This window comes from Pseudomonas sp. S3E17 (assembly GCF_024168685.1).
GTDB lineage: Bacteria > Pseudomonadota > Gammaproteobacteria > Pseudomonadales > Pseudomonadaceae > Aquipseudomonas > Aquipseudomonas marginalis.
Window position 1 is genome coordinate 1,617,341 of record NZ_JALJWE010000001.1, and the last position, 25,876, is coordinate 1,643,216.

Genomic DNA, 25,876 nt, shown 5'->3' on the forward strand with positions numbered 1-25,876 from the left:
AATAACGGGCTAAACAAAAATGGCCGCCATTATGAGGTTTTTCATCGGGAAGTTTCAGGCTTTTGACCAGTGGCTGGCGAAATGAGCCATGCGCATTAATCTTCTGCCCAATGCCGCCGATGGACTGTGTGCAACCAGGGAGTAGTCGGAATGCGCAACAACCAGCCTGTAACACAGCGCGAGATTTCACTCGCGCCTTCGCAAAAACTCATCTCCGCCACCGATATTCAAGGGATGATCACTTACTGTAACGACGCCTTCGTCGATATCAGCGGCTTTGAACGCGCCGACCTGATCGGCGCGCCCCAGAACATCGTGCGTCACCCCGACGTGCCACCCGCCGTTTTCGCGCACATGTGGAGTGCGCTCAAGCAAGGCCTGCCGTGGATGGGCATCGTCAAGAACCGCTCGAAAAACGGCGATCACTATTGGGTCAATGCCTACGTCACGCCGATCTTCGACGGCAGCCGGGTCGTTGGCTTCGAGTCGGTGCGGGTCAAGCCCACGGCCGATGAAATCCGCCGCGCCCAGGCCCTCTACCGGCGTCTGAGCCAAGGCAAGCCAGGCGTGCCGCGCCAGGATGCCTGGCTGCCGGCGGCACTGAGTTGCGTGCCGTACATGGCCACCGGTGTGGCTGGCAGCGTCGCCGGGCTGTTCCTCAGTGCACCGGTGGCCGTCGCAGTGGCCGTGGCGGTCGCGCTGCCGGTGGGCCTGCTGTGCTCACACTGGCGCCAGGGCAGTACCCTGCGTTTGTTGGAGGGGGTCGAACCCTCGACGTCGGATTCCTTGATCGCGCAGATGTACAGTGACGCACGCGGCCCACAGTCGCGTTTGGAAACCGCGTTTCTCAGCCAGACCGCGCGCCTGAAAACCTGCCTCACCCGCCTGCAGGACAGCGCCGAACAACTGAGTACCCTGGCGGGGCAATCCGATCAGTTGGCTGCCGCCAGTGCCAAAGGCCTGAACCGCCAACGCGTGGAAACCGAACAGGTCTCGGCAGCCGTCAACCAGATGGCCGCGACCACCCAGGAAGTCGCCAGCCATGTACAACGCACCGCCGACGCCACCCAACAGGCCAACGTGCTGACCGGGCGCGGCCGCGAAGTGGCGCGCGATACCCGTGAAGCCATCGAGCGTCTGTCCACCATGGTCGGCGAGACCGGGGTGACCGTGGCGCAACTGGCCAGGGACAGCGACGAAATCGGCAGCGTGGTGGATGTGATCAAAGGCATCGCCGACCAAACCAACCTGCTCGCCCTCAACGCTGCAATCGAAGCGGCACGGGCCGGCGAACAAGGCCGAGGCTTTGCCGTGGTAGCCGACGAAGTGCGCCAACTGGCCCAGCGCACGTCACAATCGACCACCCAGATCCATGGGCTGATCACCAAGCTCCAGGCATCCTCCAGCAACGCGGTGCAAAGCATGGAAAACGGCCAGCGCCAGGCCCAGGAAGGCGTGACCTGGGTGCTGGAAGCGGACCAGGCCCTGGTGGGGATCAGCGAAGCGGTGTCGCATATCACCGACATGACCACCCAGATCGCCGCCGCCACCGAAGAACAAAGCGCCGTCGCCGAGGAGATCAGCCGCAACATCACCACCATCGCCGAACTGGCCGACCAGACCTCGATACAAGCCCATCAATCCACGGACCTGAGCAAGGAACTGACGAATACCGCGGCCACCCAATACGCGTTGGTTGAGCGCTTCAACCGCTAAAGGCAGACAAGCTTCTCTAGTAAGCCCGCTTACTGTGGTGAGCGGGCTTGCCCCGCGCTGGGCTGCGAAGCGCCCCCAAAACCAGGCACTGCGGTTTGTCTGATGGAACACAGTGATCTTGAGTGGGGCTGCTTCGCAGCCCAGCGCGGGGCAAGCCCGCTCACCACAACAAGCCCGGTCACTCACAAAAGGCCCGCTCACCATAGTAAGCCTACTCACCACAACAAACCGGCTTGCCACAACAAGCCCGCTCGCCACAAGATAACCACTCATGCCAAGCTTGGGTTAACGCCCACTCATCCCTCTGCATGAAGCCCGCTCATGTCCATCGCCGACAACCTCCTCGCCTTCACCTTCGCCGCCACCCTGCTGACCCTCACGCCCGGGCTCGACACCGCCTTGGTCCTGCGCACCGCGACGGTGGAAGGCAAGCGCCAGGCGCTGCAGGCCACGCTGGGCATCAACGCGGGTTGCCTGGTGTGGGGCGCCGCGGTTGCCTTTGGCCTGGGCGCGCTGATCGCGGTGTCGGAGATGGCGTTCAATCTGCTCAAGTACTGCGGCGCGGCTTACCTGGCCTGGCTTGGGCTGAACATGCTGGTGCGTCCGCGCCGCTCATTGGCACCCGCTTCAGCCGATGGCAAGCCCGGCGGCAACTGGTTTATCAAGGGCATGCTGGGCAATGTGCTGAACCCCAAGGTGGGGATTTTCTACGTGTCGTTCCTGCCGCAATTTATCCCCCAAGGGCATTCGCTGATTGCCTGGACCTTCGGCCTGGTGGGCATCCATGTGCTGCTCGGGCTGCTGTGGTCGCTGGTATTGATCGGCGCCACGCAGTCGCTGTCCGGGTTCCTGCGCCGCGAAAAGGTCATCCAATGGATGGATCGCACCACCGGTGTGATCTTCTTGCTGTTTGCCGCAAAGCTCGCGCTCAGCAGGCGCTGAGTTTTTTCCAGACCAAATCCCTCCTTGCTCCCTCGGCGCAAACACGCTACAAATCACCCCGTCGCGAAGTTGTACGACAACCTAAAAATAAATCGCCATCCCCGACGATGGCGCCAACCGCCCGAGCCCCAGCATGACTCCGCCTGCCCCGACGCAAACTGCCCCCGCCCTGTTCTCCCGCCCCATTGCCGTGTTGATTCTGCTCTGCATGGGCTGTGCCTTCGCCGGCAATCACATCGCCGCTCGCGTCGCCTTCGATGACGGCGCCGGTGTGCTGTTGGCCATTCTGCTGCGTTCAGGCTGCACCTTGCTGGTGCTGGCGGTGCTGGTACTGTGGCAACGCCAAAGCCTGCGCCTGCCCGCAGGTGCATGGCGCTGGCAAGTGCTGCTGGGCCTGCTTATCGCCACCCAGAGCCTGTGCCTCTACTCCGCCGTCGCCCGCGTGCCAGTGGCGCTGGCGCTGCTGGTGGGTAACGTGTTCCCGATTCTGCTTGCCCTGCTCACCTGGGCATTCGGCGGCCCACGTCCGACGGCGCGCACCGCCTTGCTGATGGGCTTGATTCTGGTGGGCCTGGTGTTTGTGCTGGACGTACCCGGCCGCCTCTCAGGCCATGCCGATATCGGCCCGCACTGGCTGCTCGGCGTCGGCCTGGCCTTCTGCGCCGCCTTCGTGTTCGCCTGCGCGCTGTGGATCACCGACCACAAGTTGTCCCAGGTACGCGGCTCCGTGCGCAGCCTGCTGACCATCTTCATCGTGTTCAGCAGCGTCAACCTCGCCGGCCTCAGCGGCGCCCTTCCCGGCGGCCTGAACCCGCCGGCCACGGGTACCGGCTGGCTGGCACTCGCAACGTTGGTGGTGCTGTATGGCACCGGTTTTATCGTGCTGTTCATGTCGGTCCCGCGCCTGGACATGCCGCGCAATGCGCCGGTCATGAATATTGAGCCGCTGGCCACGCTGTTGATGGGCTGGGTCGTGCTCGATCAAATGCTCAGCGCCGGCCAGATAGTCGGCGGCGTCATCGTGGTGACCGGGATTGTGCTGCTGACCTATCGCAAGTCTGCCCGGTAACGATAAATCCCCGCCTGACCTGGCCCAATTCCTGCCTCCCCCATCCCACCCGGTCGCTACTGACTATGCGGACGACTCTTTTGAGCCCGGCCGCCCAACACCCTCCCCGGATAATCCAGCATCCCCGCCCCCCTTCCGAGGCCTTCCCCATGACGAGCCCCTCCACCGAACAGGTAAGCCCCCAAACCCTGCGCAAGGTCATCATCGCCGCCGGCATCGGTAACTTCGTCGAATGGTTTGACTTCGCCGTGTACGGCTTCCTCGCCACCACCATCGCCCAACAGTTCTTCCCCAGCGGCGACGCCAGCGCGGCCTTGCTCAAAACCTTCGCGGTGTTCGCCGTCGCCTTCGCCTTCCGGCCCCTGGGCGGGATTTTCTTCGGCATGCTCGGCGACCGTATCGGGCGCAAGCGCACCCTGGCCATGACCATCCTGCTGATGGCCGGCGCCACCACCTTGATCGGCCTGCTGCCCACCTACGCCGCCATCGGCGTCACGGCGCCGATCCTGTTATCGCTGATCCGCTGCGCCCAGGGTTTCTCCGCCGGCGGCGAATACGCCGGTGCCTGTGCCTATCTGATGGAGCACGCGCCCCGGGACAAACGCGCCTGGTACGGCAGCTTCGTGCCGGTGTCGACGTTCTCCGCCTTCGCCGCCGCAGCCGTGGTGGCGTACGCACTCGAAGCGTCATTGTCCGCCGAGGCCATGGGCAACTGGGGCTGGCGCCTGCCGTTCCTGATCGCCGCGCCGCTGGGCCTGGTGGGCCTTTACCTGCGCTGGAAGCTGGATGAGACGCCGGCCTTCCAGGCCGTGAAGCAGGAGCATGCGGTGGCCCACTCGCCGCTCAAGGAAACCTTGCGCAACCATGGTGCGGCGATCTGCTGCCTGGGCGCTTTTGTGTCACTGACGGCGCTGTCGTTTTATATGTTCACCACCTACTTTGCGACGTACCTGCAAGTGGCCGGTGGGCTGAGTCGGGCGATGGCGTTGCTGGTGTCGCTGATCGCGCTGATCTTCGCCGCGGCGATCTGCCCGCTGGCGGGGCTGTATTCGGATCGCGTGGGGCGTCGGGTCACGGTGATGACGGCGTGCGTGTTGTTGATGGTGGTGGTGTACCCGTCGTTCCTGATGGCCAGTTCCGGTTCGTTCGCGGCGTCCATTGTCGGGGTGATGTTGCTGGCGGTCGGTGCAGTATTGTGCGGTGTGGTGACGGCGGCGTTGCTGTCGGAGACTTTTCCGACCCGCACGCGCTATACCGCTTCGGCGATTACCTACAACATGGCGTATACGATCTTCGGCGGTACCGCGCCGCTGATGGCCACGTGGTTGATCAGCACCACCGGCAGCAACCTGTCACCGGCGTTCTACCTGATTGCCGTGGCGTTGCTGGCGTTGGCGGGCGGGCTGGCGCTGCCGGAGACCGCGAGGATTTCCCTGCATGACGTGGGCACCGAGGACAAAAGCGCAGCGCCGCTGCTCTCGCGTTAAGCACGTTCGAGTCACGGCCTGCGCAGCCTCGCCGGGGCTACAACTGCGGAGGGGTTAACAGGTCCAGGAGGCGTTGCGATCCGCCAGCAAGCCATACCGTTCAATGGCCTGCTGGCATACCTGGCGTTCAAGACTGCCCTGCTCCACCAACGCGGTAAGCGCCGCCAACACGATGTGATGCCGATCCACCTCAAAGAAATCCCGCAGCGCCGCCCGTGTATCACTGCGCCCAAACCCATCGGTGCCGAGCACGGTGTAGCTGGAGTCCAGATAGGACGCGATCATCTGCGGGACCGCCCGAACGTAGTCGGACACGGCAATCACCGGTGCACCTGCCGGCAAGCAATCATTCAGGTGACTGACGCGCTTGCCGGCCCGCGGATGCAGGCGGTTCCAGCGCTCCACTTCCCGCGCCTCCCGTGCCAGTTCGCTGAAACTGGTCACGCTGTACACCTCGCTCGCCACGTGCCAATCCTCAGCCAGTAACCGCGCGGCGGCCTGGGCTTCACGCAGCAGGGTACCCGAACCGAGCAGGCGCACCCTGGCGTCGACGGCGCCTTCCAGGCGATACAGGCCCTTGATGATCGCCGCCTCCACGCCTGCGGGCAGGCTTGGCTGCGGGTAGTTTTCGTTCATCAGGGTCACGTAGTAGAACTCGTCCACATCCTGCTCCAGCATCTGGCGCATGCCGTGGTCGAGGATCACCGCAAATTCACCGGCAAACGCCGGATCGTAGGCGCGACAGTTGGGTACGGTGGCGGCGGTGAGATGGCTGCTGCCGTCCTGATGCTGCAAGCCCTCGCCGCCGAGGGTGGTGCGCCCGGCCGTGGCACCGAGCAGGAAGCCACGGGCGCGCTGGTCGGCGGCGGCCCAGATCAGGTCGCCGACGCGCTGGAAGCCGAACATCGAGTAATAGATGTAGAACGGCAGCATGCGCAGGCCATGCACCGAGTAGCTCGTGGCCGCCGCGACCCAGGAACTGATGGCACTGGCCTCGCTGATGCCTTCTTCAAGAATCTGCCCGTCGGTGGCCTCGCGGTAGCTGAGGATCGAGCCGATATCTTCCGGCTCATAACGCTGGCCGACACTGGAATAGATGCCGATCTGCTTGAACAGGTTGGCCATGCCGAAGGTGCGCGCCTCATCCGCCACGATGGGCACGATGCGCGGCCCGAGCGCCTTGTCCTTGAGCAGGTTGCTCAGCATGCGCACGAAGGCCATGGTGGTGGACATTTCCTTGCCGTCGGCCGCCGTGGCGAAACCGGCATAACCGCTCATGGGCGGTACGTTTACCGGTGCTGCAGCCTGGCTACGGCTGGGCACATAACCGCCCAGGGCCGTGCGCCGCTGATGCAGGTAGCGCAACTCGAGGCTGTCATCCGCGGGTTTGAAGAAGCTCAGCGACTCGGCCTGCTCATCGCTCAGCGGCAACTGGAAGCGGTTGCGGAACGCGAGCAGCGCCTCGCGATCGAGCTTCTTCTGCTGATGGGTGGTCATCTTGCCCTGCCCGGCCTCGCCCATGCCGAAGCCTTTTTTGGTCTGGGCCAGGATCACCGTGGGCTTGCCCTTGACCCGGCGCGCGGCATGATAGGCGGCGTGGATCTTGACCATGTCGTGGCCGCCACGCTTGAGGCGGTCGATCTGCTCATCGCTCATGCCCTCGACCAGGCTGGCCAGCGCCGCGCTCTGGCCGAAGAAGTGTTCGCGGTTGTAGGCCCCGTCCTTGGCGGCGAAGGTCTGGAATTGACCGTCCACGGTGCTCGACAACGTGTTGACCAGGGAACCGTCGGCGTCCTTGGCGAGCAAGGCGTCCCAGTCCGAACCCCAGACCAGCTTGATCACGTTCCACCCTGCCCCCGCGAACAACGCCTCCAGCTCGTCGATGATCCGCCCGTTGCCACGCACCGGGCCGTCGAGGCGTTGCAGGTTGCAGTTGACCACCCAGGTCAGGTTGTCGAGGCCTTCGCGCGCGGCCAGGGTCAGGGCCGACATGCTTTCCGGCTCGTCCATTTCGCCGTCGCCGAAGACCCCCCACACGTGACGCTTGGCGGTGTCCTGCAGGCCGCGATGCTGCAGATAGCGCATGAAGCGCGCCTGGAAAATCGAACTGATGGGGCCAATGCCCATGGAGCCGGTGGGGAACTGCCAGAAGTCCGGCATCAACCACGGGTGCGGGTAGCTGCACAACCCACGCGCCCCGGCCTTGGCGCCACCGAGTTCCTGGCGATAGTGGGCCAGGTCGTCCGCGCTCAAGCGCCCTTCGAGGAAGGCGCGTGCATAAATGCCGGGGGCCGAATGGGGTTGGTAGAACACCAGGTCGCCGCCAAAGTCGTGATTGCGGGCGCGGAAAAAGTGATTGAAACCCACCTCGAACAAATCCGCCGCACTGGCGTAACTGGCGATATGGCCACCGAGTTCGCCATAGGCCTGGTTGGCCCGCACCACCATGGCCAGGGCGTTCCAGCGTACCAGCGAGGCCAGGCGCTCTTCGGTGGCCAGGTCGCCGGGAAACGCCGGTTGCTGCTCGACGCTGATGCTATTGATGTAGGGCGTGCCGTGCCGGGGTTTCCAGTCGATGTGCGGGGCGCTGGCGTCGCGGACCAGCAGGTCGAGGATCTGGCGTGCGCGCTCAGGGCCGGCATTGGCTACCAACGACGCCAGCGCGTCACGCCATTCGTCGAGCTCTGGTTGATCCAGGGCTGTGTGATTCACTGCACTCGCGAAACCGTTCATGGGCACCTCCGGGCTTTTTTTCCAGTTTATGTCGGTGCCTGAGGATTTTTTGCCTGTTATCAGGCGCGGTTTATAGAATTTTGAGCATGAATCACTGCCCATGGGCTTTTTCCCAGCACGTTGTGCTCAATCAACCCGAAACCTCACCAGTGTGTTTAAAATGCCGCCCGCTCAATGACCGACGCTCAACGATGAACCCAGACGCTCTCGCTACCCTGCACGCCCACCTGCTCACCGCCCTGGCCAGCCCGCCGACTGAAACCCGGCGCCTGTTCCATGGCCGTGGCCGCTGCTGGCCGGGCCTGGAGCAATTGACCGTGGACTGGCTGCAAGGCGTGGTGCTGGTCGCGCTGTTCAAAGAGCCCGAAGCGCCCCACCTGGAGGGGTTGAAACAGCTGTTGATCGACTTCGACTGGGGCCAATTCGGCGCTCACAGCGTGGCGCTGCAACACCGCTACCTGCCGCAAAGCACCACGGAATGGCTGGTGGGCGCAGCCATCGACGAGCTGACCATCACCGAAGGCGGCCTGCGTTACCTGATCGACCTGGGCAAAAAGCAGAACAGCGGGCTGTTCCTCGACATGCGCTACGGCCGCAACTGGGTGCGCGAGCAGGCCAAGGGCCAGCGGGTGCTCAACCTGTTTGCCTACACCTGCGGCTTCTCGGTCGCGGCCATCGAGGGCGGCGCCAGCCACGTGGTGAACCTGGACATGGCCCGTGGCGCCCTGAGCCGTGGCCGCGATAATCACCGCCTCAACGGTCATGACCTGAGCAAGGTCACCTTCCTCGGCCACGACCTGTTCAAATCCTGGGCCAAGGTCACCCACAGCGGCCCCTACGACCTGGTGATCATCGACCCACCGTCCTTCCAGAAAGGCAGCTTCCTGCTGACCAAGGACTACCAGCGCGTACTGCGTCGCCTGCCGGATTTGCTCACGGCCCAGGGCACTGTCCTGGCGTGCATGAACGACCCGGCCTTCGGCGAAGACTTCCTGATCGACGGCGTCACCCGCGAAGCACCGGGCCTGCGCTTTATTGAACGGCTGCAAAACCCGCCGGAATTTCCGGATATCGACGCGCAAAGTGGCCTCAAGGCGCTGGTGTTTCGCCAAGGCTGATGCCGAAACGTCCTACGCTTGCTACGCTATGGGATGCGCCGGGCGGTGAACCTTATGACCCCCTTCCCGGTCGATACCTGCATTCCCCGGCCAGACTCGACAGCGTCACGTTGTCGGCTGCCCCGTTTCACCTTTTGGAGAACCGCCCGTGATATCGACCCTGCATGTAGCCAGAATCAAAGCCTGGGGCGCCCACGGCTTTACCGCCACCGGTGTGGTATTGGCCTTCCTGGCCACCCTGGCGCTGCTGGAAAACTCACCCAAGGCCTGCCTGCTCTGGCTGGGCCTGGCCCTGGTGGTAGACGGCGTGGATGGTTCCCTGGCGCGACGGGTGAATGTCAGCACGGTATTGCCCAGCTTTGACGGCTCGGTACTGGACCTGGTGATCGATTACCTCACCTATGTGTTTATTCCGGCCCTGTTTATCTACCGCTATATCGACCTGCCGGACTTTACCCACCTGTTCACGGTGTCGGTGATCCTGGTGTCATCGCTGTTCTGCTTCTGCAACGTGAACATGAAGAGCAAGGACAACTATTTCGTCGGCTTCCCCGCCGCCTGGAACGTGGTGGCCTTGTGCGTATACATCATCCAGCCGGACGCCTGGGTCACCTTGCTGACCGTGATCGGCCTGGCCCTGCTGACCGTGACGCCGATGAAGTTCCTGCACCCGTTCCGGGTCAAGCGCTTCATGCCGATCAATATCGCAGTGACCACCATCTGGTTGCTGTGCAGCTTCTTGATGGTGGTGGATTATCCCAACACCAACCCGTGGACGTTTGGGTTGTGGTCGGTGATGTCCGCGTATTTCCTCGGGATCTGCGTGTGGCGCACGGCGCTGGAGTGGATGGGGACTCACAAATAGCCAGATGAACACCGTTCAACTGTGGGAGGGGGCTTGCTCCCTCCCACATTGGCCTTGTGGCCGACCTTTAATCCTGCATCCGCCCAAAACGACCCGATTGGAAATCCGCAAACGCCTGGTGAATCTCCTGCTCGGTATTCATCACAAACGGTCCATGCCCAACGATAGGCTCGTCAATCGGTTCGCCGCTGAGCAGCAGGACCTTGGCGTCGTCGTTGGCCTCCAGGGTGAGTTGGCGGCCGTCGCGTTCGAATAACGCCAGTTGGCCTTGGCGTGCGACTTCTTCGCCATTGACCAGCACCGTGCCGCGCAGGATCACCAGGGCGGTGTTGCGCCCGGCGTGCAGGTCGAGGGTGACGGGCTTGCCGGCGTTGAGGCGCAGGTCCCACACATCGATCGGCGTGAAGGTGCGCGCCGGGCCCTGGGTGCCGGCGAATTCACCGGCGATCAGGCGCAGGTGGCCGGCGTCGTTGGCCAGGGGCAGCACGGGGATATCGCCGTCGACGATGGTCTGGTAGCCCGCGTCGGCCATTTTGTCCTTGGCGGGCAGGTTGACCCACAGTTGCACCATCTCCAACGCGCCGCCGCTGCGGGCGAAGGCGGCGGAGTGAAACTCTTCGTGGAGGATGCCCTTGGCGGCGGTCATCCATTGCACATCGCCCGGGCCGATTTTGCCGCCGGCGCCGGTGGAGTCGCGGTGTTCGACTTCGCCATCGTAGACGATGGTCACGGTTTCAAAGCCGCGATGGGGGTGCTGGCCGACGCCGCGACGCTGGTCTGTCGGGGTGAAATCGGCCGGCCCGGCGTGGTCCAAGAGCAGGAAGGGGCTGATGTGCTTGCCCATCGAGTCGTAGGAAAACAGCGTACGCACGGGGAAGCCGTCGCCGACCCAATGGGCGCGAGGGCTGGTGTAGATGCCGATGAGTTTTTTCATGGTAGTCCTCCAAAGTGCATACACCTTAAAACCCGCAGCAATTCGGCGCTAGACGGTAAAAACAACCTTGATCGTCCTACCCGCAGGACGATCTACGGCTGCACCCTCACAAAAACAGCGTTAATGATAATGACTCGTAGTAATATCCGCCCTCTCCCGCTCAACCCTCGAGGGCTGCAATGCCGTTTGCCACTGCGCCTGCCGCACCGCGCGTACTGGTGGTGGATGACCACCGCAAGATTCGCGAACCCTTGGCTACGTACCTGCGACGTCACACCTTTGAGGTGCGCACCGCTGAAGACGCGGCCGGCATGTGGCAATTGCTCAAGACCCGGGCGTTCGATGTGGTGGTGCTCGACGTGCTGCTGCCGGATGGCGATGGCTTTGAGTTGTGCAACCAGTTGCATCGGCGCAGCAACACCCCGGTGATCCTGCTGACCGCCCGCGACACTGCCGCCGACCGCATACGCGGCCTGGACCTGGGTGCCGACGATTACGTCACCAAGCCGTTCGAGCCCCGGGAGCTGGTGGCGCGTATCAACAGCGTGCTGCGCCGTCAGGGCCGCGCAACCGGCCCCACCGCGCCCGGCGCTGGCGCACGGGCCTATGAGTTCGCCGGCTGGCACTTCAGTGTGGCCAGCGCCACCTTGCGCCGCGACGACAGCCCGGCCATCCGGCTCAGCACTGCCGAAAGCCGGCTGTTGCAAGTGTTCCTCGCCCACCCCAACACCCTGCTGCCCCGCGAACGCTTGATCGACCTCACCGCCGCCGCCGACAGCGATGTCAGCGACCGCGCTATCGACCGTCAGGTCAGCCGCCTGCGCCGCAAGCTGGCCCAGGGCGATGCCACCCCGGAACTGTTACGCACCATCTGGGGCGGCGGCTATCTATTGGCGTCCGAGGTCAGCGAATGCACACCTTGAGCCGGCTGTGGCCGCGCTCCCTGGCACGGCAGTTGAGCCTGTTGTTGTTGCTGGCACTGCTGGCGTCGAACGCCATTGCGATGTTGTTTTTGCAACGCACCGGCAGCCTGATCCACCCGCTGTCGCGCAGTTTCAGCCTGGAACGCCTGGGGATTGCCCATCACACGGCAATCGACCTGACCCCAAGTGAAACCGCGCACCTGCTGGCCGGCATGAGCACCGACGACACGCGCTTCTGGATCGGCCCCACGCCGGAGGTGGCGCCGTTTGCGCAACGCCCGGAAGAACAGCGCCTGGCCAACGAGCTGCGCCACCAATTACAGCTGGATAACAGCGCCGCCATTGGCATGCAGTTGGAACGCATCAGCGGTGCCGACGCCCGCACCCATGTGTTCAGCCCCGCCGGGTGGGCGCCGTTGCGCCTGCGCAGCAGCGTGCCGCTGCCCAACGGTACCTACCTGAATGCCGTGCAATACCCCGCCGGCGCCTATGAATGGGGCCGCGTCCTGGCCTACAGCCTGCCGGTGACCACACTGCCGGTGCTGCTGATCGTGATGTTTTTCATCGCCCGCGTGGTGCGCCCGATCAAGACCCTGGCCCAGGCCACCGAGCGCGTCAGCCGCGGTGAATGGATCGCCCCGCTGGCGGAAACCGGCCCACAGGAAGCCCGCGACCTGACTGCCGCCTTCAACACCATGCAGGTCAACCTCGCCCGGCATGTCGAAGGCCGCACGCGGATGCTCGCAGCGGTCAGCCATGACTTGAATACGCCGATCACCGAACTGCGCCTGCAAGTGGAGTTGCTGGAGCCCGGCGCAGCCCGCGATGACATGCTCGAAAGCCTCGGGGAACTGAGTGCAATGGTGCGTGAAACCCTGAATTTCGTGCGCGACGAATCGGTGCAGGAAGCGACTGCCACGCTTTCGTTGAGCAACCTGCTGGATGACCTGGCCAAGCGTTACCAACGCCTGCAACAGCCCGTCACCTGGGCCGGCGCACCCGCGTTGCTGCTGACCTGCCGCCCGCTGGCGCTCAAGCGCGCACTGACGAACCTGATCGACAACGCCCTGCGCCACGCCGGCGATGCCGACCTTAGCCTGGTTCGCGAGGACAACGGTTGGCTGCGCATCGAGATTCTCGACCACGGCCAAGGCTTGCCCGAAGCGTGGTTGAGCAAAGTCTTCGAGCCCTTCGTACAACGGGGTGTCAGTGACGGCGGCGTGGGGCTGGGCCTGGCGATCGCACGGTCGTGCATCCAGGCCCATGGCGGTGAACTGGTCTTGGAGAATCGCCCACCGGCCGGCCTGTGCGCGGTGGTGCGATTGCCCACAGCGCTCTAGAAGTTGAGCGTGGCGCCCATCCACAGGGTGCGGCCGTAGTTCACCGTGCCATAGGTTTCATCGTCCAGGCGCTTGTCGGTGAGGTTGTTGAGGGAGGCGTTGAGGGTCAACGAATCGCTCACGTCATAGGAGCCGCCCAGGTCGGCGGTGGTGTAGCCCGGCGCCGGTTCGTCGGTGGTGATGGTGTTGCCGGTTTCCTCGCCGTAGTAGCTCAGCGAAGCCCAGACTTGGGTGCGATCGTTAATGGTCCATTCCGTGCGCACATTGGCTTTTTGCTCAGGGGTGAGGGCCAGGGGCGCACCTTTGTTGGCACCGCTTTTCTGCTCGGAGTCAGTGTAGGTGTAGTTGGCCTTGAGCAGCACGCTGGGGTTGATGTCCCATTGGCCGTTGAGCTCAACGCCCTGGATGATCGCCTTGTCGACGTTGACCCGCTCCATGATGGTGTAGCCGTTCCAGCGCCGGTCGGTAGTGACGGTGGAGAGCTTGTCCTGGAAGTCGTTGTAGAACAGCGTCACGCCGCCGGACAGGTTGTCGCGGTTGCTCCACAGCGCCGAGACTTCATAGTTGGTGCTGGTCTCGGGCTTGAGGTCCGGGTTACCGAACATCACGAAGCGGTTGCGGCGCAGGTAGGCGTAATCCTCGACGACCGCACGCAGCTCGGGGGCCTTAAAGCCACGTGCAACACCGCCCTTGAACGTCCACTGCTCGGTGGCGCGCCACACCCCGTAGACCCGTGGGCTGACGTGGGCGCCGTACTCTTCGTGCTCATCCAGGCGCAGGCCGGTGGTCAGGGCGAAGCTGTCGGTCATCGACCACTCGTTTTCCGCGAACAGGGCTTTTTGCACCACCGAGAATTTATAGTCGACGCGGTCACCGAGGCCCTGGTTCCAGTCGGTCAGTTCGCTTTTATTCCATTGCACGCCCACGGTGCTGACGTTGTGGGCGGTGGGCACCACCAGCTTGGCGTCAAACACAGTGTTCTTGATCTCGGGTTTGCGCCCGTAGATGTCAGTCTGCGCCGGCGTCGCCTTGCCTTCACGGCTGGAGGTTTCCTGGGACAAGGCAACGTCCGAGGTGGCCCAGCCCCAGCGACCCTGATGGGACAGCGACCAGTGATCGCGGTTGTTTTCCTGTTCGCGGGTGGCCCAGTTGGCGCTCATGCCGTCGCCATTCTTCAAGCGCGTGGCGCCGGCTTCCAGCAGGATGTCGTGGTCGATAGTGGGGGTGAAGGCCAGGCGCGCGGTGAGGTCGCGGTGGTCAGCCTTGCTGAAGCCATTGGTCTGCTCGATGTCGTCATCGGCCTGGCGGTCCAGGTAGCGGCCCCACACCTGCAAACCGAGGAAATCTTCCTTGAGCGGACCACTGAGGTAGAACTGGGTCTGGCGTGCATTGCCCTGGTCGCTGTGCTGGCGCGCCGAGTAGTCGTACCCGACGGAGCCGCCCCAGGTCGGTGAGACCTTGCGCGTGATCACGTTGATCACCCCGCCGATGGCATCCGAGCCGTACAGCGACGACATCGGCCCGCGCACCACTTCAATCCGCTCGATGGCCGCGGCGGGTGGCACAAAGCTCTGTTCGTAGCCACTGTTGCCGTTGACCCGCGATTCCCGCGCGCTCTGGCGCTTGCCGTCGACCATGATCAGGGTGTAGTCGGCCGGCATGCCACGGATGGAGATGTCGGTTTCATTCGCACCGCCGTTGACGGTCACGCCTTCCACGTCTTTAACCGCGTCGCCGAGGTCGCGATAAGACTTGCGACGCAGCGCCTCGCCATCGATCACGGTGACCGAGGCCGGCGCGTCTTCCGCGCTTTGCGCAAAACCGGATGCAGTCACCACTACATCATTGAGTTCCAGTGCAACAGGCTCATCGGCGTGGGCATGAAGACTGGCGGCAACCAGCAGGGCCAGGGGCGAGAAACGAAAAGCAGGCAGCATGGGCGAAGACCTTCGGATTAGACTCAAAAGAGAATCGTAATCATCCAGCCCCGAATAACTTGGACAAAGTGTGACAGCTCAAGCCGCCGCGACCTCCGCGGTACGGCGCTCACGCAACAGATGGAAGGCCACGAAGGCCGTCACGGCAAAACACGCCTGGATCACGATCATCGGTGTGGCACTGCCGTCGCGCAGATGGCTCAGTAACAGGCCGCTGCAGGTCGCGCCGAACATCTGCGCAAAGCCCATCAAGCCCGCCGCCAAACCGGCGCGGTGAGCGTTGGGCATGACCCCACCGGTCACAGACCCGGGCAATACCAGGCCGCCGCCGAGGGTCGCCAGCGCAATGGGAATATCCAGGCCCAGTACCGACAGGCCAACCAGCGCATAAATCACCAGTGCGGCAATCCCGCCCATGGCCACCAGCGCCACGCCCATCGCCACAATCCGTTGCGGCCCCAGGCGCTGGATGTTGCGCCGGGTGTACGTGGAACCGATGATCAGCATCGACACGATCAAGCCGAAATTGATGCCGTACTCCAGGCTGCTCAAGCCCAGCAGGTTGATGAACACCGCCGAGGAACCGGCGATCACCGCGAACATGGCGCCATAGGTACACGCCAGCGCCACGGCGAACGCGCGGTACCGGCGGCCCTTGAGCAGGTCCAGGTATTGCCCGCCGAGGGTGCGCCAGTGGCCGGCCTTGGGGTCTAGGTAGTGGTTGCTCTCGCGGAAGAACAGCAGCGCCAGCAGCAACACCCCACTGCCAATCACCAGCGCCAGCAGGATCGGCGCACGCCAGCCCAGCAGCTTGATCAGCAGGCCGCCGACCATCGGTGCGACGACGATGGCGTACAGCATGCCGATCATGGTCAGCGCCAACGCCGGCCCCGCTTCGGCCTTCCACACGTCACGCACCACGGTGCGCGCCAGTACCAGCGCAGCGCAGGCGCCGAGGCCTTGCACGACGCGAGCGGCGATAAATTGCTGGATGTCATTGACCAGCAGCATCGACAAGGTCGCCAGCACATACAGCAGCAGCCCGCCGAGCAGCACCGGACGGCGGCCGATGCGGTCCGACAGCGGGCCGAACAGCAGTTGCCCCAGGCCAAAGGCGGCGACAAACGCCGACAGTGCCATCAGCGCCGAACCCGGTGGCGCCAACAGGGCGTGCTCGATCAGACCCAAGCCTGGAATGATCAATTGGGTCGAGACTTCACCCAGCGCCGTCAAGGCCACCAGTAAAAACAACAAGCTTCGCGATGGGGCCGGGGCGTTCGACATGGGGATTATCCGAGGCTGGATTTATTTATATTTCGACCATAATATGCGTAAAAAATTATGTCCATAATTTTTTGCCCAATGGTAATCCCCGGAGCCCGACATGATCCCTCTCCCCCCGCGCCTTCTCACGCCCCTGGCCCTGTTGATCGTCCTCAGCGGCTGCAACAGCCAGGCCGACACCGCCGCCCAAGCGCCGCAACCGCGTCCGGTACTCGCCGCCAAGGTCGAGGCCGCCGGCACTCAGCAAGGCGCCTATACCGGCGTGGTGGCTGCGCGTACGGAAAGCGACCTGGGCTTCCGGGTCGGCGGCAAGGTCATCGAACGCAAGGTCGACCCCGGCCAGCACGTTTCCCGTGGCGACACCCTGCTGGTGCTGGACATCGGCGACTTCGAGCTGGCCCTGCGCTCGGCGAAAAACCGCGTCAACGCCGCCCAGGCCCAGCTGCGTCAGCGCCGTGACGATGAAAACCGCTACCAGCGCCTGGCCAGTACTGGTGCGGTGTCCCGGCAGATCTTCGACCAGTCGGCCACCAACCTGCGCGTGGCCGAAGCCGAGTTGGCCGCGGCGCAATCCGACGCCAGTCAGATCGAGAACCGCCGCACTTATTCGGTGCTCAAGGCCGATGGCGACGGCATCATCACCGACGTGCGGGTGGACCGCGGCCAAGTGGTCGCCGAAGGGCAAGTCGTCGCGCGCCTGGCCCATGACGGCGCCCGCGAAGCCATCGTCAACCTGCCGGAAAACCAGCGCGACCAGGCCGCGCAAAAAGCCCTGGCCTTCCCCTTCGGCGCCCCGGACCAGGCGGTGACGGCGACCTTGCGCGAACTGTCGGCCAGCGCCGATCCCACCACCCGCACCTACCGCGCCCGTTATGTGCTGCACGGTAACGTCGAGCGCTTCGCCCTCGGCTCGACCATCACCGTGCGCCTGCAAGGCAATCGCCAGGCGCAACAAACCCGCGTACCGATCGGCGCCTTGCACGATGCAGGGCAAGGCACCGGTGTGTGGTTGATCGGCGCGGATGACAAGGTCAGCTTCGCCGCCGTCAAGGTCGCCAGCCTCGGCCAGGAAGACGCCTTGCTCGACAGCGGCGTGAACCCCGGCCAGGTCGTCGTCGCCCTCGGCGCGCACCTGTTGCACGGCGGCGATGCGGTGCGGCTGTTGCCCGCCCAGGTGCTGGCCCTCAACCGCAAACAGGACCAATGAGCATGCGCGGCATCAACCTCTCGGAACTGGCGGTCAAGCACCGCGCAGTCACGCTGTTTTTGATCATTGCGATCCTCGCCGCCGGGATCTTCTCGTTCGGCAAACTGGGGCGCGCCGAAGACCCCTCGTTTACCGTCAAGGTCATGACCATTACCGCCGCCTGGCCCGGCGCCACTGCCCAGGAGATGCAGGAGCAGGTGGCCGACCGCCTGGAGAAGCGCCTGCAGGAACTGGACTACTACGACCGCGTCGAGACCATCGCCCAGCCGGGCTTTGTGTCGATGCGCATGACCTACAAGGAGTCCACGCGCCCCAGCGAAATCCAGGAGCTGTTCTACCAGACGCGCAAAAAACTTAGCGATGAAGCCGCGAGGCTGCCCAACGGGGTGATCGGGCCGTTCTTCAACGATGAATATTCCGATGTGTACTTCGCCCTGTACGCCCTGGAGGCCGAGCACCTGCCCCATCGGCAACAGGTGCAGATGGCCGAGGAATTGCGCCAGGGCCTGCTCAACCTGCCGGGGGTGAAGAAGGTCAATATCCTCGGCGAGCAGGCGCAGCGGATTTTTGTCGAGTTCTCCTATGAGCGCCTGGCGACCCTGGGGATCAAGCCGGAGCAGATCTTCGCCGCCCTCGCCGCACAGAACGCCGTGGCCCCGTCAGGTTTTGTCGAAACCGCAGGCGCGCGCGCCTATATCCGTATCGACGGTGCCTTCGACAGCCTGGCGCTGATCGAAAACGTGCCCCTGGAAGTCAACGGTCGCGTGCTGCGCATTGCCGATGTAGCCAGCGTCAGCCGCGGTTATGAAGACCCGCCCAGCTACCGCATCCGCCACCAGGGCGACCCGGCGCTGATGCTAGGCGTGATCATGGAAAAGCACTGGAACGGTCTGGAGCTGGACAAAAGCCTCAAGGCCGAGGAAGCCCGGATCCAGGCGGACCTGCCGTTGGGCGTGAACTTCGCCAAAGTCTCCGACCAGGCAAAGAACATCAGCCTGGCGGTGAATGAATTCATGCTCAAATTCTTCGTCGCCCTCGCGGTGGTGATGGTTATCAGCCTGCTGGCCCTGGGCTTTCGCGTCGGCCTGGTGGTGGCGGCGGCGGTGCCGCTGACCTTGTCGGTGGTGTTTGTGATCATGCTGCTCACCGGGCGTGAGTTCGACCGCATTACCCTGGGCGCGCTGATCATTTCCCTGGGCCTGCTGGTGGATGACGCCATCATCGCCATTGAAATGATGGTGGTGAAACTGGAGGAAGGTTTTGACCGGATTCATGCGGCCACCTTCGCCTGGAGTTCCACGGCGGCACCGATGCTCACCGGTACGCTGGTGACGATCATCGGCTTTCTGCCGGTGGGATTTGCACGGTCCGGTGCGGGGGAATACGCCGGCAATATCTTCTGGATCGTCGGCTTTGCGCTGATCTCGTCCTGGCTGGTGGCGGTGGTGTTCACGCCGTACCTGGGCGTGAAGTTGCTGCCGCAGATCAAACCGGTGCCCGGTGGCCACGACGCGATTTATGCCGGGCGCTATTACCAGAAGCTGCGTGATTTGGTCGAAGCCTGCGTACGCAGGCGGTGGCTGGTGACCGGGTTGGTCATCGGCGCCTTTGTACTGTGCGTACTGGGTATGGCCGTGGTGAAGAAACAGTTCTTCCCCAACTCCGACCGGTCCGAGCTGATTCTTGAGGTGTATATGCCGCCCGGCAGTGCCTTCAAGAGCACCGAGGCGGTGGCGGCGCAGCTGGAAAAGGCGCTGCTGCAAGAGCCGCAGACCAGCATGGTCGACACCTATGTGGGCGGTGGTGCACCGCGTTTCTTCCTGTCGCTGAACCCCGAAATGCCGGACCCGGCGTTTGCCAAGCTGATCGTACAGACGCCGGACTCTCACGCCCGCGACGCCTTGAAGCTGCGCATGCGTGAGCGAATTGCGGCCGGTGAGTTTCCGGCGGCGCGGGTGCGGGTCACCCAATTGCTGTTCGGCCCGCCGGTGCCCTTCCCGGTGGTGTTCCGCGTGTCCGGCCCGAATGTGGAGGTGCTGCGCGGCGTGTCCGAGGACGTGCGCAAGGTCGTCGCCGCCAACACGCTGACCAAGGACGCCTTTCTCGATTGGGGCGAGCGCACCAGCGGTTATCGCCTGGTACTGGATCAAGACCGCCTGCGCCTGCTCGGCTTTACCCCCAACGAGGTCAAATCCCAGCTCAACGCCTTGCTCAGCGGCAACCCGATCACCGAAGTGCGTGAGGGCAACCGCACCGTGTCCGTGGTCGCCCGGGCCCAGGGCAACCAGCGCGAGAACCTCGGTAACCTCAACAATATGACCCTGACCAACAGCGCCGGCACGTCGGTGCCCCTGGCCCAGGTCGGGCAGTTCCAGGCGGTGATGGAAGAACCGATCCTCAAGCGCCGCAACCGCGCGAGCACCGTGGAAGTGCGCGCCGACATCATCGACGGCGTGCAACCGCCCGACGTGGAAATGGCCGTGTACAAAGACCTGCAACCGCTGATCGCCCGGCTGCCGGCCGGTTACCGGATCGATATCGGCGGCCCGGTGGAAGAAAGCGCCAAGGCCAACGTGGCGCTGGCGGCGCTGTTCCCGATCATGATCCTGCTGACCCTCACGGTGATCATGTTCCAGGTGCGTTCCTTCGGCGTGATGTTCATGGTCTTCGCCACCGCGCCGCTGGGCTTGATTGGCGCGGTGCCGACCTTGCTGCTGTTCAACCAGCCGTTCGGGTTCAACGCGATCCTGGGCTTGATCGGGATCGGCGGGATCCTGATGCGCAACACGTTGATCTTTACCGACCAGATCCGCCAGAACCAGGAGCATGGCATGGCGATCCACGCGGCGATTGTCGAGGCCACGGTGCGGCGCGCGCGGCCGGTGATATTGACCGCGCTGGCGGCGGCGCTGGCGTTTATTCCACTGACGTTGTCGGTGTTCTGGTCGTCCCTGGCTTTCGTGCTGATTGGCGGGGTGCTGGTGGGCACGGTGTTGACGCTGTTGTTTCTGCCGGCGCTGTGCAGCCTGGTGCTGGGGCGGGAGAAGACAAAAATTGTCGAAACGCCCCACGTAAGCGCCGGATAAGCGCTACTCCCCTGCCCTGAAAACCGCTGCAAAGTCCCTCGCCTGAATACACAGTGCGAGGGATTGCAGATGGTGGTTTTCGTTAAAGCCCCGGTTGAAGGGGCTGTTTCATGATCGAGGTGACCCGCCAAGCCATTGGCTACCTGGTGCTGGCCGCCATGGATTCAAAGACGCGAGACATCGAATCCGTTCTCAGCGACTTCGGGCGCTGCCTCAATACCTACGAGACCTGGGCGGAAAGCTTCTTTAGCTTTTCGGCCCTGGATATCGAACAGGTCTTCAAAGTCGGGGATGACGTGGCGCTCGTCGCGCCGATCAACCGCGCCATCCTTCCCAGCAGCACGACCGCAACGTGCCAGGCAAACGGCACGTTGACCCTGGTGCATATGTTCCAGAGCGCTCGATTCGTGCCCATTGGCAATACGCCCGTGATGGTGCAGCGCATCGATCCAGAGGGCGGCCCCCTGGGCGAGCCGATCCACAAGACCATCGGCCCCAGCGGCATCCTCGAAATCACCGAGTGTGATCGCAACCAGCAGTACCGGGTCAGCTTCTACCCCAACGTCTCCAAAGACCATTTCAAGGCGCTGTATGCCTCTTATCAGTCGGTTATCGCCCCGCTGGACGGTTGGTTGCGCAGTGAATGGGAGACCACCTTCGAACCGTTGTGGAAGGGTTACGCCGAAGCCAGCTTCCCCAAGCGCTACCTCGCCCTGCATCAAGCCTATGCCCGCGGCTTCGGCGAAGCGCTTTATTCGCTCTGGGACACTGTCAAGCAGTTGTTTCAGTGGCTTGGCGATCCGTTGGCCTATGCCGAACAACTGCTGCATTACCTGTCAGCGGACGAACTTGAAAAGCTGCTGAGCCTCGGCGCCGCCACCCTCGCCAAGGGCTTGTTGGTGCTCAGCGATGAGCCGCTGCTGTTCATCCATCTGTCGGCAATGGTCAGCTGGATGCGTCTGTTGCCACCGCCCTATATGAACGAGTTGCTCGGGGAAATCAGCGCCGACGTATTGATCAACTTGTTGCTGTGCCTCGCCACTGCCGGGATGGGGATGGCGGTTCGAATAAGTACCAACGTGCTGGGCGGCATCAAGTCTCAACGTGCGCGCCGATGGTTGGAGCGCATGGCGGGGCAGTTCGGAAAATCGCCCATGGATGAGCATGTCGAGCTCGCCAAACCGGTTCTGCTGGGTGGGCCTGAAACGTCGATCAAGACCATTCCGGTTGCGCCGTTGAAGGTTGGGGAGCATGTGGTTTCGAACCCGGTGCCGGCGGCTCGCAGGAAGACTCAGCAGACGGTGTTGGTCAGGCAGGAGCCTGTCGATGATGTTCCAGTTTCAGGGAAGAACCCCAACGGGGATGCGGCGGCTTCTTCGGATAAGACGGTCACCAACGGTTGCCCCGTGTCGATGGTTACCGGGGAGGAATTGCTCACCCTCACCGATGGCACGTTGGATGGGATCTTGCCGTTCGAGTGGACCCGGCTGTATCGCACCAGTGCGGTGGAAGTGGATGACGGGTTGGGGTTTGGCTGGAGTCATTCGCTGGCGCATCGGCTTGATGTGTCGGGCGATTCGGTGGTGTGGACGGACCATGAGAACCGCTCGATTGGGTTTCCACTGCCGACTGTTGCTCGACCTGCCATCACCAATAGTTTGGCCGAAGCCGCGATCTATTTAGGTACGTCGCCGGATGAACTGGTGTTGGCCCAGGCGTCGCGGTTTTATCACTTTCGCGACGGTGTGCTGGTCTCGATCAGCGACGCGTACGACAACCGGCTGCGGATTTCTCGGGATTATTTGGGGCGGATTGAGCGGCTGGATAACGGTGCGGGGTGTGCGCTGTTTTTGCGTTACTCGTCCGCTCGCATCGTGGCGGTGGATTATCAGGTTCAGCGGGCCAAGGGGTGTGAGCCTTACGAATGGGTGACGGAGCAGAACGTCGTTTCCTACGCCTACGACGACGCTGGCCGACTGGTCTCGGCGACCAATGCCGTCGGCGAAAGCGAGGTTTATCGCTACGACGATCAGCACGTCATTCTTGAGCGGGGCTTGGCCGGTGGGGCGAGTTTCTTCTGGGCGTGGGAACGGTCCGGCAAAGCGGCGCGATGTGTCCGACATTGGGCCAGTTTTCCGCAGATGGATACGCGGTATGCCTGGGGGGACGACGGCCGTGTCACGCTGCATAACGCCGATGGTAGCCAGGAGGTGTATGTCCATGACGACCGGGCGCGGCTGGTGCAGCGGATTGATCCGGACGGTGCGCAGCACTTCAAATCCTACGATGACAAGGGCCGGCTGACGGTTGAGCAGGATCCGCTGGGGGCGGTGACGGCGTATCAGTACGACGAAGCCGGACGCTTGGTGGCGTTGTTTCCCGGGGATGATGAGCCGACGTCCTACGAGCATGACAACGGGTTCGTACGGGTTGTAAGACGGGGTCTGGCGGTCTGGAAATATGAGCGCAATGACCAGGGCGATGTCATCCGCAAGACCGATCCCGATGGTCATGTCACCGACTACAGCTATGACAAATACGGGCAACTGGTTGGGGTTTGGTACCCGGATCACAGTTGCCATCGGCTGGTGTGGAATGAGCGCGGACAGTTGCTTGAAGAGCAACTGCCAAATGGCGGGATCAAGCGTTATCGCTATGACGATCTTGGCCGGCAGGTGGCGCGCGAGGATGAGCATGGCGCGCTGACCCAGTATCAGTGGGACAGCGTGGGCCGGTTGGTTCGCGTGGTGCTGCCCGGTGGGGCGTGTCGAGAATACAGCTACAACCCCTACGGCAAAATCACCGCCGAACGCGATGAATTGGGCCACGTCACCCGCTACGAATACGCCGACGGGTTGCACCTGATCAGTCGGCGCATCAACGCTGATGGCACTCAGGTCAACTACCGCTACGACAACGTGCGGTTATTGCTGACCGAGATCGAAAACGAAGTCGGCGAGACCTACCGACTTGATTACCACCCCAATGGCCTGATCCAGCAGGAAACCGGTTTTGATGGGCAGCGTACGGCCTACGTCTACGACCTCAACGGCAACCTGCAGGAAAAGACCGAACACGGTGACGATGGTAGTCAGCTCGTTACCCGTTACGAACGAGACCACGCCGGACGCCTCGTCAGAAAAACCCTGCCCGACGGCAGTCTTGTTGAATATGCCTACGACCGGCAGGGCAACCTCCTCAGCGTCGACGACGGCCACTGGGCGCTGGCCTACGAATACGACCAACAAAACCGCCTCACCGCCGAACACCAGGGCTGGGGCACCTTGCGCTACGGCTACGACGCCTGCGGCCAGCTTCAACACCTGCGCCTGCCCGACAACAACCGGCTGGTTTTTAATCATGCGAAAGGCGGCCACCTCGCCACCGTCGAGTTAAATGGCACGCTGCTGACGTCTCATCTATTCAAAGCCGGCCAGGAACACCAACGCCAACAAGGCCAACTCCTCAGCCACTACCACTACGACGACCAGCACCGCCTGCACGCCCACGCGATCACCCAGCAACAAGACCATCTCTACCAACGTCAATACGACTACGACAAAACCGGCAACCTCACCCGCCTGCTGGACACCCGCAAAGGCGAACACCACTACCACTACGACCCACTAGGCCGCCTCACCCGCGCCGACCACTCCCAAGACCTGCAGGAACGCTTCGGCCACACCCCGGCCGGCACCCTGCTGATGCAAGACCGCCCCGGCCCCGATATCGTCGCCGGCAACCGCCTGATGATCCAGGGCGACCGCCACTACGACTATGACGCCTTCGGCAACCTCATCCGCGAGCGGCGCGGCAAAGGCCATCAACTCGTCACCGAATACCGCTACGACTGCCAGCATCGGCTGATCGGCATTACCCAACCCAACGGCCAAACCGCCAGCTATCGCTACGACCCGTTTGGGCGGCGCATCAGCAAAACCGTGGACGGCCTAACCACGGAGTTTTTCTGGCAAGGCGACAGGCTGATTGCCGAGCACCATGCGGATAGCCATCGCAGCTATCTCTATGAACCCGACAGCTTTCGTCCACTGGCCCTGTTGGAAGGTTTCGGCCCAGAAGAAACGAAGCCGTATCACTACCAACTCGACCACCTCGGCACGCCGCAGGAACTCACCGATCCCGACGGCGAAATCGTCTGGTCCGCGCACTACCGCGCCTACGGCCAGATCAGCCGACTCGACAAAGGCACAATCGACAACCCGCTACGTTTTCAGGGTCAGTACTTCGATCAGGAAAGCGGGCTGCACTACAACCGCCATCGCTACTACAATCCGGATATTGGGTGTTACCTGACGCCAGATCCGGTGAAGCTGGCGGGTGGGATCAACGCGTACCAGTACGTGCCCAATCCGACGGGGTGGGTGGATCCGTTAGGGTTAAGCTGTAAGATTGGAAATTGCCCGGATTCAAAAAACGATTTAACAAAAAAAGCACCTCCTGGAGTATTAACTACTCACGAGAAGGCTGGAGGACACCTGATTGAAAAACATGTCGGTCGAACAGACGAACAGTTAGCGGCTAGGTTTGAATCAGAACCGCACATCCCAGCCTCATCCACCTTCAAAACTCTAGAAGAGGCTGAGGCTATAGTGTCCAAAAGCTTGACTGCACACCAGCAAGAAATAACTACATTTTTAAGTGGAAACAAGGAAAAACTCTTAATTAAAGGCAGCTCAAGTCAACCCGTAGGGGTAAGCATGCTAAATGGAGCAACAAAATCCGTACCTGTTTATAAGTTCCTATTAGTCATAAAACGAGCTCCTAAAATGCCAGATGGCTATCTATTGCTAACAGGATACCCAGAAAAATGAATGAACCATTAACAGAGTTACAACAATTTTTTGGTGCTTACTTTAATCAAGATTGGGCGGAAGATCATTCATCGGCCGATGATGTCATTGATACATTTCTACTGGACTCGCCTAGAGAAATAATCATGACAGTAAAACAGGAAATTTTAGAGCTGATAAATTCGTATACCAATGAGCCAGACCTTCAAGAAAATTTACTGCATATACAGCATTGTTATTACTACTATCCACACCAATGGGCCTCAGGCCCGTTATGGCTAAATCACATAGTTCGAAAGTTTGATGAACACCTACAAAAAAACCAATATTCAACTTAAAAAACAGCCGTATAACGATCTTTGCTATTAATATTTTGGCCTGCTGCGCAGTCCACGCAGGGCAAGCCTGCTCACCACAAGGAATG

Annotated in this window: 16 protein-coding genes; 12 read left to right on the top strand and 4 right to left on the bottom strand. The window is 62.4% G+C overall.

Going from position 1 to position 25,876, the window contains the following annotated elements; translation table 11 throughout:
- The first annotated feature begins 150 nt into the window (after nucleotides 1–150).
- The 4 genes from J3D60_RS06875 to J3D60_RS06890 all read left to right on the top strand — a co-directional run bounded on the left by J3D60_RS06875 (nucleotide 151) and on the right by J3D60_RS06890 (nucleotide 5,214).
- Nucleotides 151–1,716: a PAS domain-containing methyl-accepting chemotaxis protein gene (locus J3D60_RS06875; protein ID WP_253490570.1), complete on the top strand. Its 1,566-nt coding sequence runs from the start codon at nucleotides 151–153 to the stop codon at nucleotides 1,714–1,716.
- Nucleotides 1,717–2,037: 321 nt separating this feature from the next.
- A complete protein-coding gene (locus tag J3D60_RS06880) occupies nucleotides 2,038–2,658 on the top strand; it encodes a LysE family translocator (RefSeq protein ID WP_065941736.1) in 621 nt (206 codons plus the stop codon).
- A gap of 208 nt (nucleotides 2,659–2,866) precedes the next feature.
- Nucleotides 2,867–3,727: a DMT family transporter gene (locus tag J3D60_RS06885; protein ID WP_253493972.1), complete on the top strand. Its 861-nt coding sequence runs from the start codon at nucleotides 2,867–2,869 to the stop codon at nucleotides 3,725–3,727.
- Nucleotides 3,728–3,876: 149 nt separating this feature from the next.
- Nucleotides 3,877–5,214 (top strand): MFS transporter, encoded by a 1,338-nt coding sequence (locus J3D60_RS06890; protein WP_253490571.1) that lies wholly within the window; start codon nucleotides 3,877–3,879, stop codon nucleotides 5,212–5,214.
- A gap of 54 nt (nucleotides 5,215–5,268) precedes the next feature.
- Here the strand turns inward: J3D60_RS06890 and mdeB are convergent, their stop codons facing one another.
- Entirely contained in the window at nucleotides 5,269–7,947 is a 2,679-nt protein-coding gene (gene mdeB / locus J3D60_RS06895) for an alpha-ketoglutarate dehydrogenase (protein WP_253490572.1), read from the bottom strand.
- Between the two features lie 191 nt (nucleotides 7,948–8,138).
- On the opposite strand from mdeB, the gene J3D60_RS06900 reads away from it, so the two are divergent.
- Both J3D60_RS06900 and pcsA read left to right on the top strand, forming a co-directional pair.
- A complete protein-coding gene (locus J3D60_RS06900) occupies nucleotides 8,139–9,065 on the top strand; it encodes a class I SAM-dependent methyltransferase (protein ID WP_253490573.1) in 927 nt (308 codons plus the stop codon).
- Between the two features lie 148 nt (nucleotides 9,066–9,213).
- Nucleotides 9,214–9,930 carry a phosphatidylcholine synthase gene (gene pcsA / locus J3D60_RS06905; protein ID WP_027606368.1) on the top strand — a complete coding sequence of 239 codons (717 nt, stop codon included), beginning with the start codon at nucleotides 9,214–9,216 and terminating at the stop codon, nucleotides 9,928–9,930.
- 67 nt (nucleotides 9,931–9,997) lie between these two features.
- Here the strand turns inward: pcsA and J3D60_RS06910 are convergent, their stop codons facing one another.
- Nucleotides 9,998–10,864 carry a pirin family protein gene (locus J3D60_RS06910; RefSeq protein ID WP_065941741.1) on the bottom strand — a complete coding sequence of 289 codons (867 nt, stop codon included), beginning with the start codon at nucleotides 10,862–10,864 and terminating at the stop codon, nucleotides 9,998–10,000.
- 179 nt (nucleotides 10,865–11,043) lie between these two features.
- On the opposite strand from J3D60_RS06910, the gene J3D60_RS06915 reads away from it, so the two are divergent.
- Together J3D60_RS06915 and J3D60_RS06920 are read left to right on the top strand one after the other, a co-directional pair.
- Nucleotides 11,044–11,787 (top strand): response regulator, encoded by a 744-nt coding sequence (locus J3D60_RS06915; protein WP_253490574.1) that lies wholly within the window; start codon nucleotides 11,044–11,046, stop codon nucleotides 11,785–11,787.
- A gap of 20 nt (nucleotides 11,788–11,807) precedes the next feature.
- Entirely contained in the window at nucleotides 11,808–13,127 is a 1,320-nt protein-coding gene (locus tag J3D60_RS06920) for a HAMP domain-containing sensor histidine kinase (RefSeq protein ID WP_253493973.1), read from the top strand.
- Here the strand turns inward: J3D60_RS06920 and J3D60_RS06925 are convergent.
- Both J3D60_RS06925 and J3D60_RS06930 read right to left on the bottom strand, forming a co-directional pair.
- Entirely contained in the window at nucleotides 13,124–15,064 is a 1,941-nt protein-coding gene (locus J3D60_RS06925; protein WP_253490575.1) for a TonB-dependent receptor, read from the bottom strand. The two genes, J3D60_RS06920 and J3D60_RS06925, sit on opposite strands and share 4 nt — an antisense overlap.
- Before the next feature lie 78 nt (nucleotides 15,065–15,142).
- On the bottom strand, nucleotides 15,143–16,348 hold the full coding sequence (locus J3D60_RS06930; RefSeq protein WP_253490576.1) for a Bcr/CflA family efflux MFS transporter: 1,206 nt from the start codon (nucleotides 16,346–16,348) through the stop codon (nucleotides 15,143–15,145).
- 100 nt (nucleotides 16,349–16,448) lie between these two features.
- On the opposite strand from J3D60_RS06930, the gene J3D60_RS06935 reads away from it, so the two are divergent.
- The 4 genes from J3D60_RS06935 to J3D60_RS06950 all read left to right on the top strand — a co-directional run bounded on the left by J3D60_RS06935 (nucleotide 16,449) and on the right by J3D60_RS06950 (nucleotide 25,790).
- A complete protein-coding gene (locus J3D60_RS06935) occupies nucleotides 16,449–17,555 on the top strand; it encodes an efflux RND transporter periplasmic adaptor subunit (protein WP_253490577.1) in 1,107 nt (368 codons plus the stop codon).
- A gap of 2 nt (nucleotides 17,556–17,557) precedes the next feature.
- On the top strand, nucleotides 17,558–20,641 hold the full coding sequence (locus J3D60_RS06940) for an efflux RND transporter permease subunit (RefSeq protein ID WP_253490579.1): 3,084 nt from the start codon (nucleotides 17,558–17,560) through the stop codon (nucleotides 20,639–20,641).
- Nucleotides 20,642–20,751: 110 nt separating this feature from the next.
- Nucleotides 20,752–25,473, top strand: coding sequence for an RHS repeat-associated core domain-containing protein (locus J3D60_RS06945; RefSeq protein WP_253490581.1), 4,722 nt, complete (start codon nucleotides 20,752–20,754; stop codon nucleotides 25,471–25,473).
- Entirely contained in the window at nucleotides 25,470–25,790 is a 321-nt protein-coding gene (locus J3D60_RS06950; RefSeq protein ID WP_098479656.1) for a contact-dependent growth inhibition system immunity protein, read from the top strand. The genes J3D60_RS06945 and J3D60_RS06950 overlap by 4 nt, the downstream gene beginning before the upstream one ends.
- The last annotated feature ends 86 nt before the right edge of the window (nucleotides 25,791–25,876 follow it).